10 protein-coding genes are annotated in these 16,722 nt (G+C 66.0%); 2 read left to right on the top strand and 8 right to left on the bottom strand.

Annotated elements, in window-relative coordinates; genetic code table 11:
- Positions 1–15 precede the first annotated feature (15 nt).
- Positions 16–1,551 carry a choline-sulfatase gene (betC, locus tag WS57_RS02690; protein WP_059515229.1) on the bottom strand — a complete coding sequence of 512 codons (1,536 nt, stop codon included), beginning with the start codon at positions 1,549–1,551 and terminating at the stop codon, positions 16–18.
- A 207-nt stretch (positions 1,552–1,758) separates the two neighbouring features.
- Here betC and WS57_RS02685 point away from each other — a divergent pair, with 207 nt between their 5' ends.
- Together WS57_RS02685 and purU are read left to right on the top strand one after the other, a co-directional pair.
- Entirely contained in the window at positions 1,759–2,685 is a 927-nt protein-coding gene (locus tag WS57_RS02685; protein WP_194794580.1) for a choline sulfate utilization transcriptional regulator, read from the top strand.
- A 170-nt stretch (positions 2,686–2,855) separates the two neighbouring features.
- Positions 2,856–3,740, top strand: a complete 885-nt coding sequence (gene purU / locus WS57_RS02680; protein ID WP_059515227.1) for a formyltetrahydrofolate deformylase — start codon at positions 2,856–2,858, stop codon at positions 3,738–3,740.
- Between the two features lie 214 nt (positions 3,741–3,954).
- Here the strand turns inward: purU and WS57_RS02675 are convergent, their stop codons facing one another.
- The 7 genes from WS57_RS02675 to WS57_RS02645 all read right to left on the bottom strand — a co-directional run bounded on the left by WS57_RS02675 (position 3,955) and on the right by WS57_RS02645 (position 16,693).
- Positions 3,955–5,142 carry an ADP-ribosylglycohydrolase family protein gene (locus WS57_RS02675; RefSeq protein WP_069243710.1) on the bottom strand — a complete coding sequence of 396 codons (1,188 nt, stop codon included), beginning with the start codon at positions 5,140–5,142 and terminating at the stop codon, positions 3,955–3,957.
- Positions 5,142–9,752 carry an RHS repeat-associated core domain-containing protein gene (locus WS57_RS02670; RefSeq protein WP_059515223.1) on the bottom strand — a complete coding sequence of 1,537 codons (4,611 nt, stop codon included), beginning with the start codon at positions 9,750–9,752 and terminating at the stop codon, positions 5,142–5,144. The genes WS57_RS02675 and WS57_RS02670 overlap by 1 nt, the downstream gene beginning before the upstream one ends.
- Positions 9,753–9,763: 11 nt before the next feature.
- Positions 9,764–10,186, bottom strand: coding sequence for a DcrB-related protein (locus tag WS57_RS02665; RefSeq protein ID WP_009695762.1), 423 nt, complete (start codon positions 10,184–10,186; stop codon positions 9,764–9,766).
- A gap of 21 nt (positions 10,187–10,207) precedes the next feature.
- Positions 10,208–12,331, bottom strand: coding sequence for a type VI secretion system Vgr family protein (locus WS57_RS02660; RefSeq protein ID WP_009695761.1), 2,124 nt, complete (start codon positions 12,329–12,331; stop codon positions 10,208–10,210).
- Positions 12,332–12,715: 384 nt separating this feature from the next.
- Positions 12,716–14,371, bottom strand: coding sequence for an APC family permease (locus WS57_RS02655; protein WP_009695760.1), 1,656 nt, complete (start codon positions 14,369–14,371; stop codon positions 12,716–12,718).
- A gap of 179 nt (positions 14,372–14,550) precedes the next feature.
- On the bottom strand, positions 14,551–15,414 hold the full coding sequence (locus tag WS57_RS02650; RefSeq protein WP_009695759.1) for a glycine betaine ABC transporter substrate-binding protein: 864 nt from the start codon (positions 15,412–15,414) through the stop codon (positions 14,551–14,553).
- 130 nt (positions 15,415–15,544) lie between these two features.
- A complete protein-coding gene (locus WS57_RS02645; protein WP_009695758.1) occupies positions 15,545–16,693 on the bottom strand; it encodes a hybrid-cluster NAD(P)-dependent oxidoreductase in 1,149 nt (382 codons plus the stop codon).
- Positions 16,694–16,722: the final 29 nt, after the last annotated feature.

Raw genomic sequence — 16,722 nt, 5'->3', positions numbered from 1 at the left:
CGCGATGTGGGACGCTCAGCGCCCGACGCGCGGAAAGCGCGCCATCGCTTCGAGCGTATCGAGCTCGATGTGATTGCGCATGTAGCGCTGGCTCGCGTCGGTGAACGGCTGCCAGTCCCACGCCTGGATGCGGCCCTGCGTCGTGGCCGCGTAATGGAAACGCCGCCGGCGCTGGCTCGCGCGCACCTGCCGGTCCAGCTCGGGCAGGTTCCAGCGCCGCGCGGCCTCTTCGCGGAACGCCGCGAGCATGTCGGCCGCCGCCGGCAGGCCGGCGAGGTTCGTACGCTCGCGCGGATCGTCGGCCAGGTTGTAGAGCTGGTCGGGATCGGCCGGGCAATGCACGTACTTCCAGTCGCCGCGGCGGATCATCACGACCGGCGCGACCGCGCCTTCCGCCAGGTATTCGCCGAGCGCGACGTCGTGCGAGGGCGCGCCGCGCAGGTGCGGCACGAGGCTGCCGCCGTCCACCGGGTCGGGCCAGCCGCCGTCGGGCGCGGCGCCGGCGAGTTCGACCAGCGTCGGCAGCAGGTCGACGTGCGACACCGGCCCGCGCACGCGCGCGGCGTCAAAACGGCCCGGCGCATGGACGATCAGCGGCACGCGGCAGCCGCCCTCGAAGAACGTCATCTTGTACCAGAGCCCGCGCTCGCCGAGCATGTCGCCGTGGTCGGACGTGACGATCACGATCGTGTCGTCGGCGAACCCGCATTGCTCGAGCGCGGTCAGCACGCTGCCGAACTGCGTGTCGACGTACGACGTCGCGCCGTAATACGCGCGGCGCGCGGCGCGGATCTGCGCATCGGTCGGCGGCGTACGGTCGTTTTCGCAGACGAATCGCAACCGCTGCGAATGCGGATCGCTGTCGGCCGCGTCGAGCCGCACGGCCGGCATGTCGATCTCGTCGTCGCTGTACAGATCCCAGTATTCGCGCGTGATCGCATACGGATCGTGCGGATGGGTCAGCGACACGACCATGCAGAACGGCCGCGCGTCGTGGCCCGCCGCGCGCTCGCGCGCGACGTCGTAGAGTTTCTGCTTCGCGGCAAAGGTGACTTCGTCGTCGAAGTCCAGCTGGTTAGTGCGCACGCACGGGCCGGCGTCGAGCACCGAGCTCATGTTGTGATACCAGCTCGGCCGCTCGGTCGGGCGATCCCAGTCCGGCACCCAGCCGAAGTCGGCCGGGTAGATGTCGGTGGTCAGCCGCTCCTCGAAACCGTGCAGCTGGTCGGGGCCGCAGAAGTGCATCTTGCCGGACAGCATCGTCCGGTAGCCGGCCGCGCGCAGGTAGTGGGCGAACGTCAGCGTTTGCGCCGGCAATTCGGCCGCGTTATCGTAGGCGCCGATTCCCGACGGCAGCTTGCCGGTCAGCAGCGAGAAGCGCGACGGCGCGCACAGCGGGCTCGCGCAATACGCCGCGTCGAACACCACGCCTTGCGAGGCGAGCCGGTCGAGCGTCGGCGTGCGGGCGACGTGGTTGCCGTACGCCGGCAGCGCGAATGGCGTCAACTGGTCGGCCATCAGGATCAGAATGTTGGGTGTCGGGTTCGTCATCGGCGTTCGTGGAGAAATCGGTGTTCGAATGGAGCGACGCGCCGTTTGCACGACAGTGCGTCCGGCATGACGGACGCCACGCGAAGAAAGTGCCGCGCGACCGTGCCGCGACTGGCTAGAATCGCGGAAAGCCTTGCGCGGCGCAGCTTGGCGCCGTCCGATGCACTATCGCCCGCCCGAATTCGCGCGGGAAGGCGTCCGGCCCTTATGGGGCCATTAGAGAGACTTATGTCGAAATCCGAAGCGTTACCGTCGATGCAGGCGCTGCGCGCGTTCGAGTCGGCTGCGCGGCTCGCGAGCTTCACGGCCGCCGCGCGCGAGCTCGGCTCGACGCAGCCGGCCGTCAGCCAGCAGGTGTTCCAGCTCGAAGCGGAGCTGGGCGTGCCGCTGTTCGAGCGCAGCCCGCGCGGCGTCACGCTGACGCACGACGGCGAATGCCTGTACGAAGCCGTGCGGCTGAGCCTCGACACGCTGCGCGGCGCCACCGCGACGCTGCGGGCGCGGCGCCAGCACGGATCGCTGACGATCGTCACCGATTTCGGCTTCGCGACCTACTGGCTGATGCCGCGTCTGGCGGGGCTGAAGCATGTAATGCCGGGCGTCGACGTGCGCGTGGTCACGTCGCAGGATTACGACGCGCAGCGCGACCATGCGGACATCGCGATCCTGTTCGGCGACGGCCACTGGCCGTCGTGCACCGCAGCACGGCTGTTTCCGGAAGCCGTCACGCCGGTATGCTCGCCGGCGTTCCGCGACGCGCATCCGCACGTCGCGCGCGCCGACGACCTGCTCGCCCTGCCGCTGCTGCACGTGCAGCCGACGCGCCCCGAGCGCTGGCTGTCGTGGGCCGGCTGGTTCGACGCGCACGGCCTCGATGCGCCGGCCGCCGCGCGCGGCGTGACCTTCAACAGCTACGCGCTGGTGATCCATGCGGCGCTGCTCGGCGAAGGCGTCGCGCTCGGCTGGGCGCCGCTCGTCGACGAACTCGTCGCCACCGGGCAGCTCGTGAAGCTCGTCGACGCGCCCGTCGTCACGTCGCGCGGCTATTTCCTGGTGCGGCCGCCGCAGCGGCCCGAGCCGGACGCCACGCACGTGTTCCGCCGCTGGCTGCTCGACGCGTGCGCGGGCGCGTAGCGCGGCCGGCCGTTTCCGGCGCGCTGGCGCGCCGATACCAGCCACACGGCGGGTTGGTTCTATCCGCTGCCAAATCGTCCTGATTTACTTGAGCCTCCCGCAAGCCATGCGGCGCGCCGTTTCCGGCCGCCGCCGCGCGGCTTCGCGCCCCCTGACATCCGAGGAGTCTCATGAGCGCCGACCCACGCCCCGATCAATTCGTCCTGACGCTGTCGTGCCCGAGCGCGGCCGGTCAGGTCGCCGCCGTCGTCGGCTTTCTCGACCGCCATCGCTGCTATGTCGATGCGCTGAACGTGTTCGACGACGATCTCAGCAACCGCTTCTTCGTGCGCTGCGTATTTCATCCGACGGATGAAACGCTGCAGATCGACGCGCTGCGCCACGAGTTCGCGCCGATCGCGGCGAGCCTCGCCGGGCCAGGCGGCGACATTCAATGGGCGATACACGACGTCAACGCGCGGCCGAAGGTGCTGATCATGGTGTCGAAGCTCGAGCACTGCCTCGCGGATCTGCTGTTCCGCTGGCGGATGGGCGAGCTGAAGATGGACATCGTCGGCATCGTGTCGAACCATCCCGACTTCGAGCCGCTCGCCGCGCAACACGGGCTGCCGTTCCGGCATTTCCCGATCACGCCCGAGACCAAGGCGCAACAGGAAGCGCAGTGGCTCGACTTCTTCGAGACGAGCGGCGCCGAACTCGTGATCCTCGCGCGCTACATGCAGGTGCTGTCGCAGGAAACGAGCGCGAAGCTCGCGAACCGCGCGATCAACATCCATCATTCGTTCCTGCCGGGTTTCAAGGGCGCGAAGCCGTATCACCAGGCACATGCGCGCGGCGTGAAGCTGATCGGCGCGACCGCGCACTTCGTCACCGACGATCTCGACGAAGGCCCGATCATCGAGCAGGTCGTCGAGCGCGTCGATCACGCGTTGCGTCCGGAGCAGTTGCTGGCGGTCGGGCGCGATGTCGAGTGCATCACGCTCGCGCGCGCGGTGAAGGCGTTTATCGAGCGAAGGGTGTTTTTGAACGGGGATCGGACGGTGGTGTTTTCGTAAGGCGCGCGCGGTCGTCGTTGCGGTCACGGCCGGCGCGGACGCGCACGATGCGCGGGTCGTGCGTGCTGCGTCCAGGCCGGACAAGAACTCAAAAAATCCGGCCTGGAAATCTCCGGATCGATCTCGATCACGCGCGCATCCGCCATTCCATCCGCGCGGTTTCCCGACTCAGCGCTGCAGCGCGTGGCTGCCGCTCAACGCGGTTCGCGCGCTTTCAATCCGCGGATCGATCGGCTCGCGATGCGGCGAGCAAATCCTCGGCAAAGTGATAAAACCCGTGCGCCGCGTGCGTATTGACGATCCACCTGACGGGAATCCGCGTCTCCCCGTAGCTCGCGCCGGCCACCTGCCCAAACACGGCGCCGATGGTATCGGCGTCCCCCGCGAGATTGACCGCCGCGAGCATTCCCGACTCGAAGTCGTCATGGTGATAGAACGCCCACAATGCCGCTTCGAGCGTATCGATCACGTAGCCCGACGACGATATCTCGCTGCGGGATTTTTTCTTGTACGAGCCGCGTGCGATTCGCTCGACCGCCGGCGCGAGCGGATTTTCATCCCAATACCCAGGCAGCGGCGAGAATCGGTCGCCGAGCATGTCTTCTTTTGAAAACCCGGCGAACGCGCCCCACAGCAGCGCGGCAAAAAAACGGCAGGCATCGACGGCCTCCTTCGCGCCATGTGTGAGCCTCGAGCTTTCGGCCGCGAAATGCACGGCCTTGTCGAAATCGTGCGCATAGAACAGCACGACCGGAGCCAGCCGCATCAGCGATCCATTCCCCGCCGAATGCGGATCGGTATCTCCGGCGAACGCATTTCCCGTTTTCAGGAAACGATCGAGCGCGGCCCGCGTGGTGCCGCCGATATCGAAGCACTCTCCAGTCGGGCTGTATGCACCGAATCGATACCAGTAGGAAAAGGCCAGCATCACATGGTCGGGATCGAATCGATGCGAATGCAGAAGACTGTACGCGAGACAGCACGCCATGCTCGTATCGTCGGTCCAGTCGCCGGGCCTCAGGTGAAAGGGGCCGCCGCCGACGATATCGGTAACCGTGGCGCTGTCCCGCGGCGAAAACTCGAGCGTGGTGCCCAGCGCATCGCCAATTGCCAGTCCCAGCATTGCGCCGCGGAACCGGTCGACGATGTCCGAGCAATCGGCGCCGAGCTGCTGCTGAACGGCCCGCAGCGTATCGCGATCGGCGTGCGGATGCCGGTTCCTGAACTTGAAATACTCGCTCAGCCACGGCGTCTTCAGCGTCACGTCCGCGTTGGTAAATCGCCCGGAATAGGGCTGAAAACCCATATCCTCGGGATACTGGCTACGTCGCGCCGCACGTGCGGCCGCGCGCTCGACGGCCGCACGCTGCTCTGCCGACAGCGCTGCACTCTTGTCACTCATCACAGCTCTTCCAATGTGATATTCCAGGACCCGTTCGCGGCATCGTGCGTACGGTCGAGAACCTTGAACGGGGTATCAGGCTTGAACAATACCTCCGCTTCCCGAGGATATTCGGAAAGCGAGCTGACCGATACGCCGCTGCGTGACGAGATGTTCATCGTCACCTTGCCCGGGAATACGCCATCCAGGTCGGAAGTCGTCGACAGGAATGCCTTGTCCTGGAAAACGCCGCCGACCGGGAACAACTGTTCGACCTGTTCATTGGTAAGGCGCAGGTTTCGCACGACGTCGCCCACATGCGCGTAGCCGTTGTCCGCGAGCTTGGTCAGCCCGTTCGACGCCTCCGTGGTCAACCGCCCCCATTCGCCCGGATTACCGGCGCGCAGCGCCGGGTTGATTTCCTCATACAGGTTGGACGTATAGCCGCGTATCGCAAGGTACTCGTTGTCGGTCAGCAATTTGTCGAGTACCGGATTGCCGCGTTTCGCCTCCAGCGCGTCCGCGACGTCCTTGCTGCCCCACTTGTCCTTCAGGAATTCGCGGAACTCGCATCCGGCAAGGCCGAGCGGGTCGATCCACTGGGTGGGATTGGCGACGTAGCCGTGAGTGCGGATGCCGCCAGCCAGTCCTATCGGGTCGATGGACAGATACTGCCCCGAATCCGGATCGTAGTACCGGTTCAGGTTGTAATGCAGCCCGCTCTCGTCATCGGCCCACTGGCCGGGAAAGCGCAGCGCCGTATCGATCGACGCGCCGCGTGCATCGTTCGCGGCCCGCCTGGCCGGCAGCAGTTTTCCCCACAACGCGTACGACGCCTTCCAGACGGACTGGCCGCGTTCGTCGAATACCGCGGTCGGCAAGCCCACCTGATCGGTCAAAACCGGATACACCCCGTCGTCCGTCTCCTGCGCGAGCGGCGAGAAACTGCCCGGCTCGATATGCCAGGTCACCACCTGTCCGGTCGTGCCGTCCCGTTGTTCGACCCAGCGCTCCGCCACGGTCGAGCCATCCCACAGAAACCGGACGGTTTCGCCGCTGCCGACCTGCTGCTTCCCGACCCGGCGGTTGAATGCGTCGTAGCGATACAGCCAGACACCGCGCTCGGGCGTCACGACCTTGACGAGCCGGTTGAGACCGTCCCACGTGTATTGCCACGTCTTCGGCCGGAACCCGGGCTGCTCGACCGTCTTTTCGATCGTGCGGCCGCGCGCGTCGTATCGATAGCGCGCATGACCGATCCGTTCCGGCAGGCCGCCTCGGCCGTAGTGGTGAACGTCGACCGGCGCCTGCCGCCCGTGCGCGGCGACGTTCATCGCCGCGTCGTAGCGGTAGTGCTCGGCCGGCTGCAGCAGACTGTCCGCCTGCACGACCTGGCCGCGCACGTCACGTCGGTAGGTGAGCGTATCGGCGTCGGTGTCGACGCGCTCCAGTTGCCCGGCCGCGTCGTAGTGATAGACCTGCCGCGTCAGCTGCTCCAGCGCACGTGCGGGGTCGGCCTGCAGGACCTCGATCGCCGCCGCCGGGCCGGCGATCTGCCGGCGGATGCGACCGAGCGCATCGTATTGCCGGTGCGTGGCGAATTCGCCCGCCTGCCGGCCCGTCTCGCGCCCGAGACCGTCGCGATGGATCGTCAACCTGCCGACCTGCGTCAGCGCGCCCAAGGCGTCGTACGCGTAGGCCGTCTCGCGGTGCGGCGTCATCCGCAGACGACGCAGCCCGTCGGCGTCGTAGACGTGCCGCAGCAATTCGCCATGCTGATCCTCGCCGATCAGACGCCCGTTTCGGTCGTAAGCGAAGCGCGTCACATGCGCGTGCCCGTCGTCGCCGTGCACCTCCGCGGACGCCAGCCGGCCCGATCGGTCGTAGCGATAGACGAGCTTCACGTCACCGGCGTCTACCTCGATCAGCCGGTCCTGCGCATCGTACGCATAGCGCCACTGGCCACCGTCGGGCAGCGTCCTGGCGAGCAGGCGGCCGGCGGCGTCGCGCTGGTACGCGGTCACGCGGCCGCCCCAGTCGATTTCGTCAGCGAGACGCCCGGCCGCGTCGTAGCGATACGTATAGACCTCGCCCAGCGCGTTGACGACCTTCGTCAGCCGCGTCGCGTGATCGTACTCGAACCGCGTTTCCTGGCCGGCCGCATCGATCGACGCCAACAGCAAATCGAACGGGCCATAGGCACGCCGGACCGTGTGCCCGAGCGGATCGGTCAGGCCGACCAGCAGGCCCTCGCTGTTGTATTGCGCCCGCGACACCGAGCCGTCCGCGCGCGTGACCGTCCGCAGCCGGCCGCGTGGATTGTCCGGGCCGTCGGTATAGTCGAAGCGCCTCGTATGCCCGTCGGGCGAGGTTTCCTCCAGCACCCGGCCGAGCACGTCAGTCCTGCGCCTCAGGCGCGCACCGCCGGGCAATGCGATGTCCGTCAGCCGCAGTCGCCGGTCGTAGTCCAGCCGCGTCTCGCGATCGCCATGAACCACGCGCAGCAGTTCGCCGCGGGAACCGTAGCGATACGTCGTCCTCGCGCCATCCGGCTCGGTTCGCGCAATCACCCGCTGCGCGTGATCGTATTCGAGCCGGATCCGGCCGCCGTTCGGCAAACCGACCGACGTCAAGCGCTGCTCTTCGTATTCGAGGTCGATCCTCCGGCCCGAACTTTCGGTAATCGAAACCAGCTGGCCGACATCGTCGTAGCGGTAGTCGGTCCGGCGCCCGAGCGGATCGATCCGCGCCATCAGGCGGCCGAGCTCCCATTCGGAGCGCGTGCAATGGCCGAGCGGATCGGTTTCGGCCGTCACGAGACCTTCGCCGTTGTAGTCGTAGATCCACTCGCCGTCGGCGTCGATCACGCGCGTGCGGCCGGTCTCGTAGACGAACCGCCCCGTGTGGTAGCCCTGCCGGGTGCCGGTCTCGACGACGCGCCCGGCCGTGTCGTACCGATAGCGCACGTCGGTCTGGTCGGTATCGCGCCACTGGGTCATCCAGCCGTGCTCGTCGTACGCGTAATGGAACCGGCCGAACTGAAAGCTCGCCACGCGGGCAAGCATGCCGTCCTGGTAACCGTAGTCGACGAGCGTGCGAACGCCATCGTCCGGATCGTGAAGCACGATCCGCCCGGGCTGGACATCCCGGCCGTGATACACGACTTCCAGCCGGTAGCCGTCGCTGTGGGCCAGGTCGCTCACGCGCCCGGCCGCGTCGTAGGAGAAGACGATGGCATTGCCGTCGAGATCCTCGATCCGCTCGAGGCGGGACGATTGGCCTTCGACCAGCGGCGAGAAAATCCGCAGTTGCCGCGTGTCGCGATCGAGGATGCGCGGCTCGAGCCGGCTGCCGACCAGCCGATAGCGCGGTTCGCGCAGGTTGATGCCGTCGAGCGGCAGTCCCGGCGGCGCATCGAAGCCGGTCACCAGGCCTGCGCCGTCGTGGAAATACACCAGCCGGCCGGCCTCGACGGTCAGGTGCTGCGACCAGTTGTCCGACCAGCGGCGGCCCAGCATTCCGCGATCGTCCGAGCGGGTCCGGTAGCGCCGCCTGAGTTCGAGCGGCAGCACCCCGGGAATCGCCAGATCGACGCGCACCTCCAGCACTTCGCCAGTCACGACGTCGACCGGGTCGTCCACACACTTGCTCTGCTCGTCCTTGATGCCGCGCTGCTCGGCCGATTCGGTCGATTTCGGCTTGAATCCCTTGCCGATGGTCCGCCCGACCGCCCCGCCCGCGAACGCGCCCAGCAGGCTCGCCCAGAACTCCTCGGCGGCGGTCAGCTCGGGATTTTTCGGACCGTACTGGGCGGTCGTCTTGTCGATCCAGATGCTCTTGCGCCCTGCGTTGACCTTCGCGCTGCAGTGCGTTTCATGGCCGATCCGCACGAGCGGCAGGTCGTTCACGAATACGGTCCGGCTGCCTTCGACGAGAGGTTGTGGCACGTCCGAGTGCTGGTCGCACTTGACGAGATCGGTGACGCGCGCAACCTGCCGCCCCTCGAAGTACACGTCGTGCGAGCCGGTCACGATCTGTCCGCAGTCGCTGCCCATCTGCTGACTCGCGGAGGCCAGCGCGCTGCCGAGGCTGAGGCCGCCCGCCATGCACGCGCCGACGATCAACGCGCCCGCCAGCCCGCCGGTCGCGACCGTTGCGACCACCGCCGCCGCCACGATCGCACCGACCGCGACGCCGACCAGCATGCCGCCGAAAAGGCCCCACGCGCCCATCGAGTGCGCGACCGCATCGCCGACGCAAGCGGGATGCGGATCGCCGTGGCCGATCGTCAGACCGAGCTCGTCGCCCACCCACACGAAGCCGCGCGACATCGCGTCGGTGACGCCGAGCTTGTCCAGCGCCCACGCGCCGCCGATCGCGACCGCAACCGGTGCGAGCTCGACCGCCAGCGCGCCGGCAATCGCCGATCCCGATGCGCCCGCGGTGATCCCCGCGTCGAGGACGCTGGCAGTCGCCCAGCCGATATCGCCGCCAAGCATCACATGGTTGACGTTCTCGTAGAACGGCTGCTCGGCGGCCTTGGCCGCCTCGCCATCCTCGAGATGGCGGAGGCGCTCCATACGCTCGGCGGCGCGTCCGCCCGGCTCGTCGTAAACAAGCGTATCCGACATGGCCCGCCCCGTCAGTCCGGCACGCGCAGTTGCAGGCTCTGGATCACCGCGTTGACCTGCTCGCGCTGCGTATCGCTCAACGCGCCCGGCGCCGTGAAGGTCAGCATCATCACGACCTGCCCGTATTCGACCATCGTCAATTGCTGATGAATCGACGCGCCATTATTGGTCCACGTGAACTCGTGGACGTGCGCATCGCGGCCCGACACGGTCGTGCCCGCGCTCGATACTTCCGCGTAGTCGGGCACCTTCTTCGCGACCTTGCGCGTCTCGTTCGCCACGTATTCGGCGAACTTCATTCCCCATGGCAGCCGCTCGCGCGTAATCACCAGGCTCACGCCCTCGGTGCCGGTCGCCGCCGACACGAACACGTTCATCGTCTTGTCCTGCCACTCGACCGGCAGCGCCAGCGTGCCCTCATGCATCTGGTACATGTGTTGTTGTCCTGTTGAAGATCAGCCGTTCTTGGGATTGATGTCGGTGCGCGACGCCTGGATGCTGATGTTCGCGTCGTCGAGGTGGATCACCGACGCGCCCTTGTATATGTCGATCCCGTCGGCCGTCATGTGGATCCGCGTCCCGCCTGCGCCGCCGATCTTGATCCACAGTTCCTTCGCCTCGATCGTGTGAACGCCGAGCGGCGTCTGCTGCAGCGTATTGCCTTGCGACACCACGTCCGACAGATTGCCGACCGACACCGTCGTCGCCTGGTTGCCCTTCGCGACCTGAACGGTCCGGTCGCCCTTGAGCACCGCGGTGAGCTGCGCATCCTCGACGATGACGTTCATGTCCTTCTGCGCGTGCATGTACAGCATCTGCGCACCGGCGACGTCGCTCATCAACAGTTCGTTCGAGCCTTCGCCCTTGTGCGTCTGGCTCTTGATCCCCATGGTCTGCCCGGCCGCACCATGGTACGGATTGCCCTGCTCGCCGTTGAACATGCGGCCGACGATCACCGGATTGTCCGGATCGCCCTGATTGAACGCGACGATCACTTCCTGCCCGATCCGCGGAATCGCGGCTGCGCCCCAGCCGTCGCCCGCCCACGGCTGCGACACGCGAATCCACATGGAATCCGAACCATCGCGCTTGCCGCGCCGATCCCACAGGAAGTGCACCTTGACACAGCTGCCGTTGGTATGAATCTCCTCGCCCTTCGGACCGACGACGATTGCGGACTGCGTGCCGTGAATCACCGGTTTCGGCGTCATGCGCGGCGCCCTGAACGGAATCTTCATCGGCAGCAGCACGAAGCTGTTGCGGTACGGCAGTTGCGCGGCGTTCTGCGTATAGTCGTTCACCGCCTCGTGGCGCACATGCAGGATCGCGTAATCCTGGTTGTTCGACTGCACCGGATGATCGACGACCTTGACCTGGCCCGCGGTGGTCATCTGCCACGCGTAGCCGCTGCCGAGGAAGCGATGCGCGATGGCCTCCTCCGCCTCCATCGCATAGCGTGCGTAGCGATTGCCGTCGTCGCCGTGATCGTAGAGCGACTGGTGCTCGAACCGTTCGGTGGACGCGAGCCGCGCATGATCGAGATTCTGCGAACCGGCCTCCACCAGCATCAGCGGCGACGATGGCTGATGATGATTGAAATCCTGGTAGGTGATCTTGCCGACGCCGAAACGCCGCCCCTCGTCGAGCCGGTCGATGCCGTTGAGCTCGCTCGATTCGGTATGGGAGAACGGCACCGTCGCGAGGCCGTCGATCGGACGGAATACGAGGTTGCTGTCCGCAATGACGAGGATATGCTTGTCCTTCTCGTAGCGATGCGTCCAGACCAGCCCTTCCTGCTCCATCAGGCGGGCGCAGAAATTGAAGTACGACTCCTGGTACATCACCACGTACTCGAGCGGCTTCTGCGTGCTGCGAATGTCGAACGCGAAATCCGGAAAGCCGTGCTCCTGGAAAATCTCGCGCAGGATGTCCTGCGCGGTCTTGTTCTGGAAGATCCGGCAGTCGGTCGAGCGCGTCAGGAACCAGAACCACGGCACGACGGTCATCTGGTACTGCGTGACCTTGCCGGGATTGCCGAGCCGATCGAACGACGACACATATCCGTCGAAGTGGCGCGTCGTGTCTCCGTCGCCTGAAGCAGTCGCGCGCGCGAGCGACAGCAGCGTCGACTCCTGGTCGAACTTGATCCGGACCGGTTGACCGATCAGATGCTCGGGCGTCAGGTTGTTCCGGTGCGACAGCAGATCCAGGTGGATCTCCGGCAGCCGGTTCACGTACTCGTCGACGATCGCCGCGCTGACTAGCAGCACGTCGGGCCCAAGCGGCGTATCGATCGTCACATAGCGGTTGAGCTGGGTCAGGCGCGCGACGCCGCCAGCCGCATCGTTCAATGCGTCGGCGATCGCGCCTGGCGTCTTCTGCATCAGGGAAAAGCCCGTTTGCGCGAGTTGCAGCGCGCGCTGCACGGTGTCGATGTGGCCGGCCACGCCGGCCAGCGGCCCGACATTGCCCGCGATCGTGGATGCGACAGGGCCGGCCAGGCCGCCGAGCGCACTCAACGAGCCCAAGGGGCTGCCGCCGAGACCGCCCGGCAGGCCGCCATTCGGAGCAAAACTCATTGTTCTTCCTTTCCGTCTCAGGTTCTGCCCGGCGGGCCGTAGGCCCGAGGCACGCTAACTTTAGGGGAAATCGTTGCGGAGTGGAAGTGTAGCCGAAGCGGATGACCTTGCCCGCAAACCGGCCGACGCGGCCGTCGGCCCGACGCCGCATTGCGCCGGCGCTTCCTTTACATTCTTACGAAGCAGCCGGCACATCGACCAGTCTCGACCGGCAAAAGGCGGGAGGAGGGACAGAGGGGGAAGGGTGAAAAAGAGAATGCCGCAGAACGCGGCCGCAGAGAAGAACGGTTCAGGCCAGCGCGCCTACCTCGCGCACCGCGATCGCGCGACAGCCCCGTGTGCGGTTTCCGGGACCGGCGCGCGAATCGCGCACGCGTAAAGCGCCTACTTCACCCACGCAAAGTAATACGACAACCCGATCGTCAGCGCCGCGCCGACGAGCGCCGCATACGGCGCGAGATTGAGCCACATGCTGCGCTTCGGCACCTCCAGTTCCATGTCGCGCTGCATCTGCGCGGGGAAGCGGCCGCGATCCTGCCAGTAGTGACGATAGAGGAACACCGGCACGATCAGCAGCATCGCGATCAGGCCGTTGCGCAGCGTACCGTCGCCCTGCAGGTTCGCGCCGGCGCCGACATAGACGAGGTTCGCGTATCCGCACAGCGAGCCGGCGACCAGCAGCCACGTCGGACAGCGGAACGGACGATCCCAGCTGCCGCGATCCATCCGGTGGATCCATCCCGACTGCAAATTCAGGAACACGAACAACATGTAGCAGACGTTCGAGATCGACAGCACCGTCATGTAGTCCGACATCATCAGCAACACGAGGTTGAAGCCGAGATCGGTCCACATCGCGCGCGTCGGCGAGCCGTGCTCGTTCACGTGCGACAGGTACTTCGGCAGCCAGCCGTCGACCGATGCCTGGTACAGCGTGCGCGACGAGCCCATCATCGACGTCATCACGATCAGCAGGATCGACAGCATCAGCATCACGACGACCGCATTCGCGACCCACGCGCCGCCGCCGACGATCTTCGCCATCGCGGCCGCCACGCCGGTGCCGTCGCCGATCGCCGGATCGAGCATCGCCTGCGTGCCGAGCGCGCCCTGGAACGCCATCGGCACGAGCGTCATCACGACCAGGCACAGCGCGCCCGACCAGAAGATCGCTTTCGCGGTGTCGCGGCGCGGATCGCGGAATTCGCGCGTGTAGCAGACGGCCGTCTCGAAGCCGTACGACGCCCAGCCGGCCATGAACATCGCACCCAGCGCCATCGTCACGCCCTGCCCGTTCCACGCGCCGAACGTCGCGGCCGTGAGGTTGCCGTGCGCGTCGTGACCGAGCGGCAGCAGCGGAAGCAGGTTCGACATCGGCACGTCGCCGGTGACGAACGGCACGATGCCGACGATCAGCAGCGGCGTGAGCGACGCGATGCCGAGAATGCGCTGCGTGCGCGCAGCCTTGGACGCACCGCTGTGCTGAAGCTTGAACGTGATGAGAAGCAGGATCGTCGCGATGATGAACGTCGCGTTGATCCGCAGCGACAGACCCGGCTTGATGAAACCAAGATCCGCAACCTTGAGCTGCCAGTGCAGCACCGCCGCATCGGCGGGAAAGAGACTCGTGAGCGCATAGCTCGCCGCGAGGCCGCAGCCGAGCGCAAGCATCGGCGACCATGCGAGCCAGTTGCACCACACGGAAACCGGGGCAATCAGCTTGCTGTAGCGAACCCAGCCGATCGCGCCGTACACCGACGCGCCGCCCGATTTATGAGGAAATAGCCCCGATATTTCCGCATAAGTCGCGCTTTGAATCAGCCCCATCGTGATCGCGGCGATCCAGATCGCCCACGCGGGCTGGCCGATCGTCGCACATACGCCGCCGATCGTGAACAGCACGCCTGCCGGCACGCCGCTCGTCACCCAGAATGCGTCCTTCCAAGTCAGGCCACGATGCAGCGTGTGGCCCGTCGAATCATGTGAGATGGTTGCCTCAACATCACTGGTGCGGTTCGCACGCAGTCCTGCCTGACTCATCCAAATCCTCCTGTGATGACTCTGCACAAGCGCGCTAGTGTAACAACATACGCACTTTTTTGCAGAATCGGCAAAAAAATTCCGGGATATGGCCGCAGTGCATCGCGATTATTTCGGATTCCTGCAAGCCATTCCCGGACTGTCTCTTTGGTTATTTCGTGTGACGAATCGCCGCGTGCTTACTGCGCACCCTCCGTCCATGCATTCACGCGGTCCGCATGCGCCGCGATCCATGCATCGGCAGCCGCTTCCGGCTTCGAACCGTTCTGGATCGACAGCATCACGCTGTCGATTTCGCCCGGCTTCCACTGGAACTTCTTCAGGAACGCGACCACCGGCTTCGCCTTCGTTTCGAGCGCCGGATTCACGACGCTGTCGACGTGCTCGGCTTCGCCGTACACCTTCTTCGGATCCTCGAGGAAGCGCAGCTTCCACTTCGCGAACATCCAGTGCGGCGCCCAGCCGGTGATGACCACCGCCTTGTTCGCATGGATCGAGCGGGCGAGTTCGGCCGTCATCGCGCTGCCCGAGCTCGGCATCAGCGTGTAGTTCAGCCCGTAGCTCTTGATCGCGTCGTCGGTCTTGCGCATCACGCCCGCGCCGGCATCGATGCCGACGATGCGGCCGCCGAAATCGCCCTTCTCCGCGTTGAGGTCGTCGATGCTCTTCGCCTTCACGTAGGCCGGCACGATCAGGCCGATCTTCGCGTCGGGGAAGTTCGTGCCGAGATTGACGACCTTGGTCTTGAACTGATCCCAGTACGCGCCCTGCGTGACCGGCAGCCACGCGGACAGCGTGCCGTCGAGGTCGCCGCGCGCGACGCCCTGCCACATCACGCCGGCCGCGACCGGCACCAGCTGGACCGGGTAGCCGAGCTTCTTCTCGATGATCCGCGCGGCGACGTTCGACGTCGCGACGCTATCGTCCCAGCCTTCGACGTAGCCGATCTTCAGCGTCGGCTTCGTATCGGCGAGCGCCGATGCGCTCAGTGCCACCATCGCCGACAGTGCGCCGGTCCACAACAGTTTTCCGAGTAGCTTCATGGTCGATCTCCTTGAAATGCGCGTCCGCGCGTTGTCTCTCTAGGTTCTTCAACCACAAATCCGCGGTAGCGTTTTTTTCCGACAGATGCTTGTCCGGATGCGACGCATCGCGTCGCATCGCGGCCAGTCGTCACTTATCGATCACCAGATCCGACAGCGGCTTGCTGCAGCAAAGCAGCACCATGCCCTGATCGATCTCGCGCTGGCGAATCCCGCCGTTGTGCTTCATGTCGACCTGCCCCGACACGAGCTTCACCTTGCAGGTGCCGCACATCCCCTGCGTGCACGATGCCGGCAGCCGCACGCCGGACTGGCGCGCCGCGTCGAGCACGTGCTGCTCCGAGCCGCATGCGATCTCGCGATTGCTCTTCGCGAAGCTGACCGTGTACTGCTTCGTCGCGACTCCACCGTCGTCGGCGACCGGCGCGAGATCGGCGAGCAGTTCGTCGCTCGCGGTCTGCGCGAGCGTTTCGAACGAGAAGCTCTCCTCGTGATAGCGCTTGCGATCGAAGCCCGCTTCGTCGAGCAGGTCGCGCACGGCCTTCATGTACGGCGCGGGGCCGCACGTGAAGATCTCGCGCTCCATGAAGTCCGGTGCGATCAGCTTCAGCAGCGGCAGCGTCAGGAAGCCCGTGACGCCCGGCCAGTTCGTGCGCGCACCGACGCGCTCGACGACGTACGACGCGCGGAAGTTCGTGTGATTCGACGCGATCAGGTCGAGCTCGCGCGCGAAGATGATGTCGTCCGGCGTGCGCGCGCTGTGCACGAACACGATGTCGCGATCCTCCGCGAGATCGTGGTGCGCGCGGCTCATCGACATCAGCGGCGTGACGCCCGAGCCCGCCGACAGGAACAGGTACTTGCGCGCCGGATGCCGCGCGCACGTGAATTCGCCGGCCGGCCCGAGCACGCGCACCGACGCGCCCGGCTGCAGGTTGTCGTGCAGCCAGTTCGACACCTTGCCGCCCGGCACGCGCTTGACGGTGATCGACACCGTATGCGGCCGCGTCGGCGACGACGAGATCGTGTAGCAGCGATTGATCGTCTCGCCGTCGATGTCCAGTTCGAGCGTGAGGAACTGCCCGGGCTCGAACGAGAACGTGCGGCCCTGCGGCGAACGGAAGAAGAAACTCTTCACGTCGTGCGTTTCCTGCCGCACGTGGCAACACACCAGCGTTTCCTCGACGTCGCTCGTCCAGCGCTCGGAAAGGGCGTTCCAGAAAGCCGGGCGCGTCACCCGGCTGTCGGTCGGCTCGAAATTGGCCGCATCTCGCATCATGTCTGACTCCGCTGCTAAATCGCTAGATC

It is taken from the genome of Burkholderia pseudomultivorans (assembly GCF_001718415.1).
Lineage (GTDB): Bacteria > Pseudomonadota > Gammaproteobacteria > Burkholderiales > Burkholderiaceae > Burkholderia > Burkholderia pseudomultivorans_A.
The sequence above is the reverse complement of the archived record's forward strand: the minus strand, read 5'-3'. Positions and strand labels throughout refer to the sequence as shown.

Coding starts and splice junctions, on each gene's coding strand:
- WS57_RS02670 (WP_059515223.1), bottom strand. CDS start 9,752: ATGTCGGATACGCTTGTTTACGACGAGCCGGGCGGACGCGCCGCCGAG.
- WS57_RS02660 (WP_009695761.1), bottom strand. CDS start 12,331: ATGAGTTTTGCTCCGAATGGCGGCCTGCCGGGCGGTCTCGGCGGCAGC.
- WS57_RS02665 (WP_009695762.1), bottom strand. CDS start 10,186: ATGTACCAGATGCATGAGGGCACGCTGGCGCTGCCGGTCGAGTGGCAG.
- WS57_RS02655 (WP_009695760.1), bottom strand. CDS start 14,371: ATGAGTCAGGCAGGACTGCGTGCGAACCGCACCAGTGATGTTGAGGCA.
- WS57_RS02650 (WP_009695759.1), bottom strand. CDS start 15,414: ATGAAGCTACTCGGAAAACTGTTGTGGACCGGCGCACTGTCGGCGATG.
- WS57_RS02645 (WP_009695758.1), bottom strand. CDS start 16,693: ATGATGCGAGATGCGGCCAATTTCGAGCCGACCGACAGCCGGGTGACG.
- WS57_RS02685 (WP_194794580.1), top strand. CDS start 1,759: ATGGGGCCATTAGAGAGACTTATGTCGAAATCCGAAGCGTTACCGTCG.
- betC (WP_059515229.1), bottom strand. CDS start 1,551: ATGACGAACCCGACACCCAACATTCTGATCCTGATGGCCGACCAGTTG.
- WS57_RS02675 (WP_069243710.1), bottom strand. CDS start 5,142: ATGAGTGACAAGAGTGCAGCGCTGTCGGCAGAGCAGCGTGCGGCCGTC.
- purU (WP_059515227.1), top strand. CDS start 2,856: ATGAGCGCCGACCCACGCCCCGATCAATTCGTCCTGACGCTGTCGTGC.